The sequence below is a fragment of the Spirosoma utsteinense genome, assembly GCF_014282275.1.
GTDB classification, from domain to species: domain Bacteria; phylum Bacteroidota; class Bacteroidia; order Cytophagales; family Spirosomataceae; genus Spirosoma; species Spirosoma utsteinense.
On record NZ_VFIA01000032.1, the window covers coordinates 61,774 to 75,784 of the forward strand.

The 14,011-nt window shown below is 54.6% G+C and carries 14 protein-coding genes; 10 read left to right on the forward strand and 4 right to left on the reverse strand.

Annotated elements, in window-relative coordinates; all coding sequences use genetic code 11:
• Positions 1–22: 22 nt before the first annotated feature.
• Positions 23–304, reverse strand: a complete 282-nt coding sequence (locus FH603_RS21160; RefSeq protein ID WP_186739701.1) for a DUF4148 domain-containing protein — start codon at positions 302–304, stop codon at positions 23–25.
• A gap of 54 nt (positions 305–358) precedes the next feature.
• Complete coding sequence (locus FH603_RS21165) at positions 359–1,543, reverse strand: CaiB/BaiF CoA transferase family protein (RefSeq protein WP_186739702.1); 1,185 nt, start codon at positions 1,541–1,543, stop codon at positions 359–361.
• A 144-nt stretch (positions 1,544–1,687) separates the two neighbouring features.
• Here FH603_RS21165 and FH603_RS21170 point away from each other — a divergent pair, with 144 nt between their 5' ends.
• The 4 genes from FH603_RS21170 to FH603_RS21185 all read left to right on the forward strand — a co-directional run bounded on the left by FH603_RS21170 (position 1,688) and on the right by FH603_RS21185 (position 5,554).
• Complete coding sequence (locus FH603_RS21170; protein ID WP_186739703.1) at positions 1,688–2,278, forward strand: RNA polymerase sigma factor; 591 nt, start codon at positions 1,688–1,690, stop codon at positions 2,276–2,278.
• The gene (locus FH603_RS21175) at positions 2,275–2,715 is read left to right on the forward strand and encodes a hypothetical protein (RefSeq protein WP_235985419.1); all 441 of its coding nucleotides are present in this window, start codon (positions 2,275–2,277) and stop codon (positions 2,713–2,715) included. Before FH603_RS21170 ends, FH603_RS21175 begins: the two co-directional genes overlap by 4 nt.
• 37 nt (positions 2,716–2,752) lie before the next feature.
• Positions 2,753–4,270, forward strand: a complete 1,518-nt coding sequence (locus tag FH603_RS21180; RefSeq protein ID WP_186739704.1) for a M28 family peptidase — start codon at positions 2,753–2,755, stop codon at positions 4,268–4,270.
• Between the two features lie 108 nt (positions 4,271–4,378).
• Positions 4,379–5,554, forward strand: coding sequence for a serine hydrolase domain-containing protein (locus tag FH603_RS21185; RefSeq protein WP_186739705.1), 1,176 nt, complete (start codon positions 4,379–4,381; stop codon positions 5,552–5,554).
• Positions 5,555–5,558: 4 nt separating this feature from the next.
• Here the strand turns inward: FH603_RS21185 and FH603_RS21190 are convergent, their stop codons facing one another.
• Positions 5,559–6,356: a hypothetical protein gene (locus FH603_RS21190; protein ID WP_186739706.1), complete on the reverse strand. Its 798-nt coding sequence runs from the start codon at positions 6,354–6,356 to the stop codon at positions 5,559–5,561.
• A gap of 248 nt (positions 6,357–6,604) precedes the next feature.
• Here FH603_RS21190 and FH603_RS21195 point away from each other — a divergent pair, with 248 nt between their 5' ends.
• The 3 genes from FH603_RS21195 to FH603_RS21205 all read left to right on the forward strand — a co-directional run bounded on the left by FH603_RS21195 (position 6,605) and on the right by FH603_RS21205 (position 10,327).
• Positions 6,605–9,292: an MGH1-like glycoside hydrolase domain-containing protein gene (locus tag FH603_RS21195; protein ID WP_186739708.1), complete on the forward strand. Its 2,688-nt coding sequence runs from the start codon at positions 6,605–6,607 to the stop codon at positions 9,290–9,292.
• An 89-nt stretch (positions 9,293–9,381) separates the two neighbouring features.
• On the forward strand, positions 9,382–9,840 hold the full coding sequence (locus FH603_RS21200) for a GNAT family N-acetyltransferase (protein ID WP_186739710.1): 459 nt from the start codon (positions 9,382–9,384) through the stop codon (positions 9,838–9,840).
• A gap of 124 nt (positions 9,841–9,964) precedes the next feature.
• Positions 9,965–10,327 carry a hypothetical protein gene (locus FH603_RS21205; RefSeq protein ID WP_186739712.1) on the forward strand — a complete coding sequence of 121 codons (363 nt, stop codon included), beginning with the start codon at positions 9,965–9,967 and terminating at the stop codon, positions 10,325–10,327.
• An 83-nt stretch (positions 10,328–10,410) separates the two neighbouring features.
• On the opposite strand, the gene FH603_RS21210 is transcribed toward FH603_RS21205, so the two are convergent.
• Positions 10,411–11,250, reverse strand: coding sequence for an SdiA-regulated domain-containing protein (locus FH603_RS21210; protein WP_186739714.1), 840 nt, complete (start codon positions 11,248–11,250; stop codon positions 10,411–10,413).
• Between the two features lie 288 nt (positions 11,251–11,538).
• Between FH603_RS21210 and FH603_RS21215 the strand changes: the two genes are divergently transcribed.
• Genes FH603_RS21215 through FH603_RS21225 form a run of 3 tightly spaced genes read left to right on the forward strand, consistent with a single transcriptional unit; the run spans position 11,539 to position 13,678 of the window.
• Positions 11,539–12,573, forward strand: coding sequence for a M4 family metallopeptidase (locus tag FH603_RS21215; RefSeq protein ID WP_186739716.1), 1,035 nt, complete (start codon positions 11,539–11,541; stop codon positions 12,571–12,573).
• A gap of 27 nt (positions 12,574–12,600) precedes the next feature.
• Positions 12,601–12,891 carry a protealysin inhibitor emfourin gene (locus FH603_RS21220; protein WP_186739718.1) on the forward strand — a complete coding sequence of 97 codons (291 nt, stop codon included), beginning with the start codon at positions 12,601–12,603 and terminating at the stop codon, positions 12,889–12,891.
• Between the two features lie 55 nt (positions 12,892–12,946).
• Entirely contained in the window at positions 12,947–13,678 is a 732-nt protein-coding gene (locus FH603_RS21225) for a 3-keto-disaccharide hydrolase (RefSeq protein WP_186739720.1), read from the forward strand.
• Positions 13,679–14,011: the final 333 nt, after the last annotated feature.

The following is a 14,011-nucleotide window of genomic DNA, read 5'->3' on the forward strand; positions in this document are numbered from 1 at the left end:
TGGTCCGGCATGACTGTGTTGACTAGCGAATGGTGTCGACTTTTGTAGCCCCACCCCGGCGTAACGAATCGGGTGGCAGGCGCCGTTGCTTCCGGTCTTTGGGAAGCGTTGTGTCCATACCGCGCTCCATCTCCATGCGTTCGCGTCGGCTCGTTTTTTTGATCTTCGGCCGGGGTGTATTTGTTCCCGGCGTCTCTACGGTCGAGGTCGATTGCTGCATGGTTGGCGACTGGCCACTCTGGGCCATCGCGCCGGCGGTAAGGCCAGCAACCAGCAGGGTTGTAAAAAATAGGGTCCGTTTCATAACGTTGGTTCGTTTCTTATCTCTGTTTAACGAACACCTCCCCGGAAAGTTACGCTACCGGTCTGTTTCCGAGGATAGGCCCAGTATGTCATTCGTGTCTTCACCCGGTTCCGGCGCTGGCCAGGCCGGTTGGGCGGGTGTGCCGGAGAACTTCAGCGGAACGCCAACAGTCCGAAAAAGTCCCGCTACCGGGTGCTCCTGCGTCAGGATCATCTGCCGGGCCATCAGGTGTGGGTCTGTCTCAAGGTCGGCGAGGGTGTTGACGGGTGTGATCAGCATATCGTTCTCCAGCCCAAACTGCGTCCACTCGTCCCGGCTCCTCTCCAGAAAAAGCGATTGAATCTGTTGTTTAAAGTCGGCCAGCTGAGCCGGACTGGCGGGCAGCAGAAAACCCAGCCAGTCGGGCTTACCCACCAGCCCACAGAATTTCTGCCAGAACTTGGGTTCGAGGGTGCCCAGCGCAGCATATTTTCCATCGCTACAGGGATAAACGCCGTAATTGGGCAGTCCACCCGACAAGGGCATACTCCCGCGCTCGGGCGACTGACCACCGGCAAAACTGGCGTAGGCTACCGACAGCAGCGGCATGACGGCATCGGTCATCGACACATCTACCTGCTGTCCCTCGCCGGTTCGCTCGCGGGCGTAAAGGGCTGCCAGCGTAGCCATCACGCATCCGTAGGAACCGCCCGCGATGTCGGCCAGCTGTACGCCCGGAATGACCGGAGGGCCAGGCTCACCCGTAAAGTCTGGCCCCTCACCGGTCAGGCCGAGCACCCCTGCCAGCGCACTATAATTCAGGTCGTGGCCCGCCAGATGGGCATACGGCCCCGTCTGCCCGAAACCCGTAACCGACACGTAGATGATGCGGGGGTTGACAGGCCGGGCAGCTTCATAACCGATACCCAGTTGATCGAGGTAGCCCGGCCTGAACTGCTCAACGACAACATCGGCCGATTTGACCAAATGAAGAAACTGGTTGCGGCCTTCCGGCGTTCGATAATCGAGGAAGATACTGCGTTTCGAACGATTATAGGCCAGGTAATTGGCCGACTCGCCGTTTACGTACGGCGGAAACGAACGCACGTAATCCGGTGCCTGCGGGTCTTCGATCTTGATAACATCGGCACCCATGTCGGCCATGAGCATAGTACCAAGCGGGCCGGGCAGCAGCCGGGTCAGATCGAGAATAGTCAGGCCGAGCAGCGGGCCGGTAGCAGGGTGGCGGGTGTGAGACACAGCAAACGGATGATTATGCGAATTATCACCAGCTAATTTGCTATAAAATTTAGTGTTATCTATACAGGGGCGGGTAGCATCCGGCTATCTGTTTATGGAATTTAAGCGCTCACTGCATCATACAGCTAAGTAGACCGGACACCCATGTTTCTAAAACGGTTTCGCAGACCCAAACTCACTACCGATCTGGAGTACGTGGCCGTTTACCGCGCCACGGGTGATCTGGCTGTGCTGGGTGAGCTGTATGAGCGGCATATGGAGCTTGTCTATGCAGTATGCTACAACTACCTGCGCGACGAAGAGGAGGCAAAAGATGCGGTCATGCACCTCTTCGAACAGCTGGTGACCGATCTGCGCCGACATGATGTTCAGCAGTTTCAGCCCTGGTTACACAGCGTAGCCCGCAACTACTGCCTGATGCAGCTGCGTAAAAGGCAGGCCCACCCCGTAGCCGTACTGATCACCCCTAACGCAGACGAAGGTTCGTCCGACGAATGGCTGACCCTGACGAACGAGGACCTGGACCAGCCGGACCTCGAAGAGAACCTGACCCATATGGAGACTTGCCTGCAAACGCTGCCCCCTGAGCAGCGAACCTGCCTGACGCTCTTCTATCTGGAACAGAAAAGTTATACCGATGTAGCCCATGAAACGGGCTACGACCTGAAACAAGTGAAAAGTTATTTGCAAAATGGTCGCCGGAACCTGAAACTTTGCATGAGTAAGCAACCATGAACGACCAACTTTCCTTCGACGATCTGCGGGCCTATCAGGCCGGGCTGCTCAGTGGAGCCGCGCAGCACCGCGTTGAGCGTATCCTGCTCAAAGACCCCTTCTATGCCGATGCGCTGGCGGGCCTCGAAGCCATGCAGCAAACCGCCATCAATGCATCGGGTCGGCCAACCACCGAGCAACTGGCCGATCTGCGCGACACGCTTCACCAGCGCATCCATGAATCGGCAACCCGCAAACGACTATGGCCGCTCTGGATCGCGACGACCACGGCAGCGATCCTGTTTATGCTGGCGATGGCCGTTTATTTTATTTTCTTCGCGCCGAAACAGCCGACAAAACCAACACCGGTTAGCCCACCAACGACACTTATCAAGCCTACATCATTTAATGGCTCTTTTTTAGCCGCCCACATCAATCAATCGACCGTCTGGAAGTAGATTTGCTTTTCGCAATCACCTTCTGATCAAACGCTCGATGATTCGCCACAAGTACCTATTTCCCCAGTCATTGCCTCGTCTGGCCGTTCTGCTGGGTCTTCTCTTCATCACCTCCGTTTCCGGATACGCTCAATCGAAACCCAGCGCGGGTAAAAGTGCCAACGCTATTTCGGCCATCCGCGAAAGCGACATCAAACGGGATCTGTTCGCGCTGGCGGGCGACCATTTTCGGGGGCGCGAAGGGGGTTCGCTCGATGAACTGAAAGCCTCGGTCTGGATCGCCGAGCAACTCCGGGCCATTGGCCTGCAACCGGCGGGCGATGATGGCACTTTCTTTCAATTCTTTCATATCCAGCGTACGCGCATCACCGAAACGAGTCGGCTGAACATCGGCAGCCACCAGCTTACCCACGGGGAAGACGCGTTTATTCTGGCTCCCGCCATCGCGTCTGTCGATGCGCCCCTGGTATTCGTCGGCACCGGTACGCCCGACGATCTGGCGAAGGTCGATATCAAAGGGAAAGCTGTAGCGCTCGCCTTTTCGGGAACGGGGCCACCCGAGCTGAGTTACCGGCGGTTTCTGTTCGGAACCATGAACCGTAAGGCTGCTGAGCTGATCAAAGCCGGTGCGGTAGCGGTAGTGTGGGTTTCCGATGCACAGGCCCAGTCTTACTTCGAACGCTGGACAACGGGCCTCGAACGGGGTCGTTACGACCTGCCCGGCGGCCCAAACACCCGCATTTTCTCGCAGGCCCCAACCGTCTGGCTCCCCGCCAGCGCCCTGGAGTGGGTAAAACAGCCCGGTCAGCAATTTACGAACGTAGTCAATGTCGAGAGTTTCAGCTACCCATCGGTAAATATTGTGGCGAAAGTACCCGGCACCGACCCAACCCTCAAGAATGAACATATCCTGTTCAGCACGCACCAAGACCACGACGGTGTTCGGCGGGCTGTAGCGGGCGACTCCATCTGGAACGGTGCCGACGATAACGCCAGCGGCTGTGTGGCCACGATGGCTCTGGCACGGGCGTTTGTTCAGAAACCCGCGAAACGGTCGGCACTCTTCGTCTTCCACGGCGCCGAAGAACGGGGCCTGCTGGGATCACGCTACTATGTCGACAAACCTACGGTACCGCGCGAGTCGATCGTGGCCGTGCTTAACGCCGAGATGATTGGCCGCAATGCCCCCGATAGTGCCTGTATTCTTGGTCAGCAGCCGCCCCACCGCAACTCGGCCGATCTGGTAAACGCGGCTCTGACGGCCAATACCCTGACCGGGATGACCTTCAAGCTCGATACGCTCTGGGATAAGCCAGACCACCCCGAGGGCTGGTACTTTCGCTCCGACCACCTGCCCTATGCGCGCGTCAACATTCCGGCCATTGCCTTTACCAGCCTGCTGCACGTCGATTACCACACCCCAAAAGACGAACCCGAGCGCATCGACACCAGCAAAGTGACCAACATTACCCGCTGGATGTACCTGACGGGCTGGGATATCGCCAATCGCCCCCAGCGGCCAGCCATCGATAAGGGGTTCAAGTTAGAACGGTAACCTCTTTTGACAGGATTACAGGATTGAACAGGATGCGCTTTCTGATACATTCTGTAATCCTGTAATCCTGTCAAACCCTTTTCAACCACCCCTACAACGGCTTATACTATGACGTCCCTCAACCGACGCCCTTCTTTCTTTTTTACGCTGGTAGCACTCGTGGGTCTGTCTGCCTGTCACCGCCCTGCGACTCAATCTACCACCTATTTCCCGGCTAAAGGCGACGCCTGGGCCCGGCGGGAGCCGGCTAAAGTAGGGATGGATGCTGCCCTGCTCGACCAGGCCGTGGCGTTTGCCAAAACCCAGGAGACCACCCAGATGGCACCCGATTTCTCGACGCAGGAAGAAATTTTCGGTAAACTGCTTGGCCCCATGCCCACCAGCCGGGCAGCTACCAACGGCATCATTCTGCGGCATGGCTACATCGTAGCCGAATGGGGCGAAACCCAGCGCGTCGATCCTACCTATAGCGTAGCCAAAAGCGTGTTGTCGACGGTGCTGGGCATCACCATCGAGCGCGGCATGATTCCGGACATTCACGAACCGGTCGCGAAACTGATCCAGGATGGCGGCTACGAATCGATCCAGAACCGGGCCATCACCTGGGAGAACCATGCCCAGCAAACCAGCGAATGGGAAGGAGAGCTGTGGGGTAAAAACAGTGATTTTGTGGGAAAGGAAGCCTTTGGCAAAGGAGAACGCAAACCCCGAACCCTTCAGAAACCCGGCACCTACTACGAATATAACGATGTCAGAATCAACCGCCTGGCGCTATCGCTGCTCCGGCTATGGAAAAAACCGATTCCCGATGTAGTCCGTGACGAAATCATGAATCCGATCGGGGCCTCCAGCACCTGGCAGTACATTCCTTATCCCAACGCCGTAGCCGACATCGACGGAAAGCAGCTGCCATCGGTAAGTGGCGGCACGCGTTGGGGGGGCGGCCTGCGGATCAGTGCCCGCGATGAAGCCCGCTTTGGTTACCTGTTTCTGCGGCAGGGTCGCTGGGAGAACCGGCAGATCGTCTCGGCGGACTGGGTGAGACGGGCGACAACGCCCAGCCCCGTGGGTCCGGACTATGGCTACCTGTGGTGGCTCAACACGGGCAAAGGCTCGACGGGTAAAAAGGCCTGGCCCGATGCACCGGCAACCAGTTATGCCGCGCTGGGCGCAGGACAGAATACCGTCTGGGTAGACCCTGAGCATGACATCGTGATCGTGTGGCGGTGGCATAACGGCAACCCCAACGAATTGATCAGGCGGGTGCTGGCAGCGGTGAAGTAAACCCTTACGGCAGAATAAAACTCACCACATTCGATGGCGTCGGGTTGATACCGGTGTATACTTTTCGCTTTGTCTCCGGATCGACATACGCATTTTCGAAGGCTGTGATCCCATAGGCGATTACATACACGCGCTCACCGGGTTGAAACGCCTGCAGCTCGTCGGCCAGCAGCTTTTCGGCAAACTCCCCGGTAGAGCCGGGCGGCACAACCACCTGCCCCCATGTTGTCACGTAGCTAAGGTGACTCACCTTCTCGTCGCGGCCAAAGAACAGCCGCACCCGTCGTTTCTGCTCATCGGCCGTCCCGACCGGCTGAACCGGGCCGGTCACCCCCGACAGGGTCAGGTTCAGTCCTTTGATCGACACTGACAGGTTCGATGGTACCGTTTTAGCTCTTTCCCAGATAGTAACGGAATTGGCAACCGTGATCAGGCCGCCGGTATGCACGATACCGATCTGTTTGAAGTTTCCGTACTCGGAGCGGGGTTTGTTGTAGCTCAGATTATAGTTACCCCCAAACACATTGGCGATGGTGAAGCGTCCTTCAGGGCGGGTGCGGGCCGGAAAGGCGGTCTGCAACCCTTCGAGCGAGACGATCATGCTGTCACTTTTGGCCTTCACCACGCCAAATTCATCGCACAAGGTTACAAAGCCGCGGATATCACTTCTCGGCGGGTCTGTGAACGTAGTAGCTGGCTGCAATGCGGCAGGCGGTGGCGGTGTCTCCGGGCCACCCCGCTCGCAGGCGGTCGAAACCAGGAGCATCAATACGTAAACCGGGTAAAAAAGGTTGAATCGCATGGGTGCCGGACGATATAAAAAGAAAGGATCAAAGTTAACCGATCACGGTAAATACGCAAGAAAACTGCTTAAAGTACTATTGACCCTAACCTAGGTAAGACAGGCGGAAAACATAGCTGGCTGTCAGGCTGTTAATTTCTTTGAAACGGCCGTCCGCAAACTTTTTGCGCGCTCAATTGTCGTTTAGCATTACTTTTGATTTACGTTGGTAGTATTACCACTCGATTCATGCCCCTGACGAATACTTTATGATAGCCGAACGCGAACGCATTTACGAACGAGCCGATAATAAAGGTTGGAAAAAATGGGGGCCTTACCTGTCTGACCGCGCCTGGGGAACCGTTCGGGAAGACTACAGCCCGTACGGAGATGCCTGGAACTTCGTTACCCACGACATGGCCCGCTCCCGCGCCTACCGCTGGGGCGAAGAAGGCATCGGTGGTATCTCGGATAATAAAGGCCATATCTGTTTCGCACTGGGGTTCTGGAACCATAAAGACAACATCCTCAAAGAGCGCTTCTTTGGCCTCTCAGGTCCGGAGGGAAATCATGGCGAGGACGTAAAGGAACTGTACTATTACCTGGACAGCACCCCTACGCACTCGTACATGAAAATGCTGTACAAATACCCGCAGCAGGAGTACCCCTATAACCGGCTGGTCATCGAAACAGCCCGCCGGGGGCGGCAGGAACCCGAGTTCGAATTGCTCGACACGGGTATTTTTGCCCAGGATGAATATTTCGACATTTTCATCGAATACGCCAAAGCCGACCAGAATGACTGGCTGGTAACCGTTACGGCCCATAACCGGTCGGCGCAGGACGCCCCGCTGACACTGCTGCCTACCATCTGGTTCCGAAATACGTGGTCGTGGGGCTACGATCAGTACAACTCCCGCCCTATTCTCAACGGCATCGGCAAGAGCCAGATCGAGGTCAACCACCGGCAGTTAGGTAAGTACAAACTTTACTGCGAAGACGCCGACGCACTGCTTTTCTGCGATAACGACACCAATACCGAACGGCTCTATGGACGGCCAAACGTAGCCAAATACCCCAAAGACGGTATCAACAACTACATTACTTCGGGCGGGAAAAAAGGATTTATCAACCCCAACCAGATCGGCACCAAAGCGTCGGCCCAGTATACACGGCAGGTACCCGCCGGGGGCAGTACCAGCATCCGGCTGCGGTTCAGCGATCAGACGTTGCTGGCCCAGCCCGACCCCGCCCGCCCGTTTGCCGACTTCGACGAGATCTGGCAGAAACGCCTGACCGAAACCGAAGGCTTCTATAACCATCTGCAACGGAACGTAACCGATCCCGAACTGCGGGCCATTCAGCGGCAGGCCTATGCGGGCATGCTCTGGAACAAGCAGTTTTATTATTACAACGTCAACGAGTGGCTCAAAGGCGACCCGAAGATGCCGGTGCCGTTCCAGGGACGGGTGTATGCCCGCAATGAAGGCTGGAAACACATGTACACGGCCAACATCCTGAGTATGCCCGACAAATGGGAATACCCGTGGTTTGCGGCCTGGGATCTGGCGTTCCATACCCTGACCCTCGCCCGGCTCGACCCTGATTTTGCCAAACGGCAGCTGGCGGTTATCCTGCGGGAGTATTACATGCACCCGAACGGGCAGATTCCGGCCTATGAATGGAACTTCGGCGACGTGAACCCGCCCGTTCATGCCTGGGCAACCTGGAAGGTCTACGAAATCGATAAAGAACAGAATGGCGTGGGTGACGTCGGGTTTCTGGAACGGGTTTTCCACAAACTGCTGCTGAATTTCACGTGGTGGGTCAACCGGAAGGATGTTGAAGGAAACAACATCTTTGGCGGTGGATTCCTGGGGCTGGACAACATCGGGGTGTTCGACCGGAGCCAGCCGCTCCCCATGGGTGGCCGGATCGAGCAGGCCGATGGTACGGGCTGGATGGCCATGTATACGCTGAACATGCTGCGGATTGCCTGCGAGATTTCGCTGACACGGCCCAGTTATCAGGACATGGCCAGCAAGTTCTTCGAGCACTTCCTGCACATTGCCTCGGCCATGAACAACCTCGGCAAGCAGCACATTAGCCTCTGGGACGAGGTCGACCAGTTTTACTACGACGTACTGCACACGCCCGACCAGAACGCCCGGCTCCTCAAGATACGCTCGATGGTGGGATTGATTCCCCTGTTTGCAGTCGAGATCCTGGACGAAGATCTGCTCTCGAAACTGCCCGATTTCAAACGCCGGGTCGAATGGGTACTCACCAACCGGCCCGATCTGGCATCGCTGGTGTCGCGCTGGCACGAACCGGGGAAGGGCGAAACGCACCTGCTCAGCCTGCTCCGCGGTCACCGGATGAAGATGATCCTGAAACGGATGTTCGATGAGACGGAGTTTCTGTCGGACTACGGCATCCGGGCTTTATCGAAGTACCACGAGAAAACGCCCTATCAGTTCGAGCTGAACAGCGAAATTTTCCAGGTGCGCTATGTGGCGGCCGAGTCGGAAATGAGCATGTTTGGTGGCAATTCCAACTGGCGCGGACCTATCTGGTTTCCGGTCAACTTCCTGCTGATCGACTCCCTCCTGAAATTCTACCAGTATTATGGGGATGATTTCGAGATCGAGTACCCCACCAATTCAGGGCAGGTGATGAGCGTAAAAGAAGCTACCGTCCTGGTGGCCGAGCGGCTCATCAGTATCTTTCGGCGCGGCCCCGACGGGCGGATTCCAGCCTACGGTTTCGACGAGAAAATGCAGCATGACCCGCATTTCCAGGGTCTGTACCTGTTCTACGAATACTTCCACGGCGACGTGGGCGCAGGCTTGGGTGCCAACCACCAAACCGGCTGGACCGGCTTGGTAGCCGACCTGATCGAGTATGTTTATAAATACCGAACCCAGAACGTGGCGGTGTTGGAGGCAGGAAAATAAACAAAGGGCCGGGCCGCAAACCCGGCCTTTTTACTGCCTTACTTGCCAACACCTATAAATTGGCTTCACACAAGCAGCACACGACAAACATGGAATTAACGTATAGACTGGCAATCGAGTCTGATCTGGTGGACATTATCAGGATGTTGGCAGACGACAAATTGGGCGCTGAGCGGGAAGACTATCAGATTCCTTTGCCAGAGGCTTACATCCAGGCGTTCAGGGTAATCACGGCCGATAGCCATCAGGAGTTGACAGTGGTGGAATTTGCCCAGGAAATTGTAGCCACATTCCAGTTAAGTTTTGTTCAGTATCTAACCTATCAGGGTGGCGTCAGGGCGCAGATAGAAGCGGTGAGGGTAAAATCAGGGTATCAGGGGCAAGGCATTGGCAATGCCGTTTTTCAGTACGCTATTCAGCGGGCCAAGAAAAAAGGGGCTCATCTACTTCAGTTGACCACCGATAAGAAGAGACCGGAAGCCAAACGATTTTACGAATCGCTTGGCTTTATTGATTCCCATGAGGGCATGAAACTTCACCTGAAATAAATACCTGCTTGCCTATACCAAGGCTAACGGCTGACCAGAGAAAACCAGTCGTTTTTTCAGCCTTACCACAAAACAATCGCACAAATGCTGGGTTTATAATACAAACAAAATACACCCCAGCGTTATGAAAATTGCCATAGAAAAAGGCCAGGAAAAGCCGCTGTTAGCAGACGGCCACCAGACTGTAACGATCACCGATATTCAGGAAGGATCGAGCGAAAACAAAGGGATTCCCTTTTTTGCTGCTCGTTTTGAAAACGAAGATGGTTACGTATCACACCGTTTTTACCAGTCACAGGCAGGTATGTCCAGCATTGTGAGCTTATTTGAGCAAGCAGGTATCGACGTAAAAGAAGGTGCCGAACTGGATACCAAACAGCTGATCGGCAAACAACTCGATATTGAAGTGGGCGAACGGTCGTACAACGACCCTGAAACCGGTAACGAACGGACGCTGAAGCAAGCCATGAATTTTCTGGTCAGCTAAATTTTTGACTTTATTCCGTACCACGGACTTCAGTCCGTTTCTATGGTTAGTCATACGGACTGAAGTCCGCGGTACGGGTGAGGTTATTTTTTGTAGGCAAATGACAGGATATATCCTTTTTTGCCGTCGCCTTCGCTGGCAATATACAGGTCTCCGTTAGGGGCAAAGCAGATGCCTTCGGGCTGGCGAAATAGCTTTGGGTCGAGTTCTTCGGAGTATATGATTTTGGCCTGCCGGTTTGTAATAAGCAGGCGCTTTCCGGCCGAGGTCAGCACATACCACTCGCCCGTTATGGGATGAACGGCAATACCCGATGGCTTATACGTTTTTGGGTCTATGCCAGCCGCTTTGAGCTGATCATCGTTGAGGCTCATGTCTTTGAAGACCGCTTTATTGAGCAGATCGAACGAGTAAATGGCTTTATCGCTCGACGGGCCACCCCCATTTTTGACCGCTATCAACAGCCGTTTTGTCTTAGGTTCATAACCCAGTCCTTCGACCTCTGTTTTGGCGGGCAAGCCGGTTAGCGTGCGGCCGATCTGGGTCGACTCGGGTTTAAAGCGAAACAGGTTTCCGTTGCTTTCAAGCACATATACCTCATCGTTGACATATTCTATCCCTTCGAAGTCGCCGTAGCCACCGAACCCGAAATCCTTGACAACTTTCTTTTTCTTCGTGTCATACACATACACGACAGCCTCCTCATCCTGCACACACAAAAGCTGGTTGTTTTTGTAATACGTAAGGCCTGATATTTCTTTCAGCTCCTTCGGCAACGTTACGTTTTCGTCCGGCGTATTGAGCACATACGGCAATTTGAACGGCGGATCTATGGAGTCGGCAGTAGGTTGCTGGTCTTTTTTGGTAGACGACGTACCACAGCCGACCAGGAGCAGCGTAAGCACAAGCAGAACGTAATTCATACAGGATTCGGGTTTAAGACAAAGGTAAAAGCCAGTACCGCACTACCTCGTTCGGGAGAAACTTAATCGGCTGGCAGTACCTAGTAGGTAACTGCAAAAGTCGGCGTTGTGGATATATGAAAATATAATAAACCTATTGCCGTTGAAATTAGTAAGCCTAGGAGCGAAGCCAGTCGGTCCGAAACAGCTGGCTTACCGGTCAATTTTCGCCACCCGGTTCATACGCGCGGCCCCTACTAAACCACCAGTCCAGCTTGTCATTTACCGTTTTAAAACGCACGTTATCCTATGAAAAAGCACGTAGGTTGTCTCTGTCAAATCATTCCGCCGTTCATTATTGATGAGCTTAAAAAGGCAGGCGTTGCTATTCCGACGAACACAAGAACGATCAGCCGCGAATTTCGCGAACGGCGCGCCGACCAGCTGGCTCTTCGAAGCAGTCAGTCGGCACTGGTCACCCCACCCACAAAGAATGCCGACCGCTTTGTATACGATTCCAATACAACGCAGCATCAGCGGCTGTTGCTGGTACGCAAAGAAGGGGGAGCCGCCACCGTCGACCCAATTGTGAATACGGTGTATGAAAACGCCGGCATCATCCGCGAGTACTACAAAACAGCCTTCAATTATCTATCGGTCGATAACCATGGGGCCGATCTGATTCTCAATGTGCATTTCGGACAGAACTACGCCAATGCGTTCTGGGATGGCGACGAAATGACGTTTGGCGACGGCGACGGTGAGGTATTTATCAACCTTGCCAACGCGCTCGACGTGGCTGGTCATGAGCTTACCCATGGCGTAGTGCAGTACACAGCGGGACTCACCTACCAGGGCCAGCCGGGAGCACTCAACGAACATTATGCCGACGTATTCGGATCGGTGATCAAGCAGGTGTCGAAGAAACAAACCGCAGCTACAGCCGACTGGCTCATTGGCGATGAAATCATGGGGCCTTCGCTTCAGGGACAAGCCTTGCGCTCCATGAAAGCGCCCGGCACCGCTTACGACAACCCACTGATGGGAAAAGACCCGCAACCCGACCATATGAACGCCATCTACAAAGGAACGGGCGATAACGGGGGCGTTCATATCAACAGCGGCATTCCGAACAAAGTATTTTTCCTGGTAGCCACTGGCATTGAAACCGACAAAGCCGCTTTGCTTTGGTTCGAGACGCTTAAAACGCTCAAGCCAACGACGAACTTCAAAAGCTTTAAGACCGCCATCCTGAAGCAGGCAAAAAAACTTGCCGTCGCCAAACGTGTCCCTGCCGATACCGAAACTGTTGTTAAAGAATCCTTTCTGGCCGTAGGTTTGTAAACGATCTATGCTTCGGCACCACTGCTTATGAAACTGGTCTATTCGCGCGAAGGGGGATTATTTCCTCAGCGGGCGCACACAGAAGTTCAATCTGCCGATCTACCGGCCGACTTACAGAAAATGGTCGATAAGGTGCTGACACAGCCAGACGCTTACCAACCCGTATCGGCCAACTCTGCACTCCGGGATGGCTACCAATACCGGCTCGACCTGACAGAAGGACGCAAAAAGATCTGTCTGCGCTTCGATGACCTTAACCTGCCCGATGAGGTTCAGCCGCTGATTCATTTCCTGCAACAGCGTACCGGGAAACCTTAACGAACAGTAACGAATAGCTTACACCCGCCTTTTACCGTCGATCAATCCCTTATCAATGATACGTCATCCATTCCTTTCGATTACCCTGCTTGTTTGTTTTGCTGGCTCTCTGTTACAGGCGCAGCCCCTCAATACCCTGTCGGCCCAGGAAAAGAAAGACCACTGGTCGCTGCTGTTCAATGGCCGTGACGTAACTGGCTGGCACACCTACGGTGGCAAAGGCGTTGGGTCTGCCTGGCAGATAGAGCAGGGCGCGCTTCATCTGAGCGTTCCCAATCGGGCGGGTAACAAAGCCGTTAACGGGGGCGATCTGGTCACGGATGCTACTTTTTCCGGCGATTTTGAATTCAAAGCCGACTGGAAGGTAGACCGCCTGACCAACAGCGGCATTTTCTTCTTCGTGCAGGAGACACCCGCTTATAAGAACGTGTATGATACGGGGCTTGAGCTTCAGGTCCTCGACAATGCCATCTATGAAGGCGCGAATGAGAACAAACACCGGGCGGGCGACTTTTTCAGTGTTGCCAATGCGCGGGTTCGCGAGGTAAATCCGGTTGGCTCCTGGAACCAGCTGCACGTGATCATGAAGAAAAACCAGCTGACGGTTACCATGAATGGCTTCACCATCCACGAACACGACCTCAGCAGCGCCGACTGGAAACAACGCCTGGCCGGTAGCAAACTGAAGGATGCACCGGTTGGCAAAGGTCAGTTCAAGGGCCGGTTCGGTTTACAGGATTGGGGTAGCCCGGTTTGGTTTCGCAATGTCAAGTTCCGGCAGCTGTAACGCTTATCGAAACGAAGTAAACCAGAAACGCCGGACATGAGCCCGGCGTTTCTGGTTTCTGAACCTATTTAAGTTTTTACGCTGGCCTGAATTTCAGCCAATCGAGCGGCCGCTGTATCCTGGACGGCCACGTCCGGGTGTAAATATTTATTTTTCTTACCCGGACGTGGCCGTCCAGGATACACCCGGCCAGGATACACCGGCCGCTTGATTGGCTGAAACCTTAGAGTATGTTTTGGATAGTCTAAAAATGAGAGTCCGTCTTATCTTGTAGTTACCAAGCTCCAAGATCATGAACGAATCGTTTCAAGCACTAACGGACTCTCAATGGCA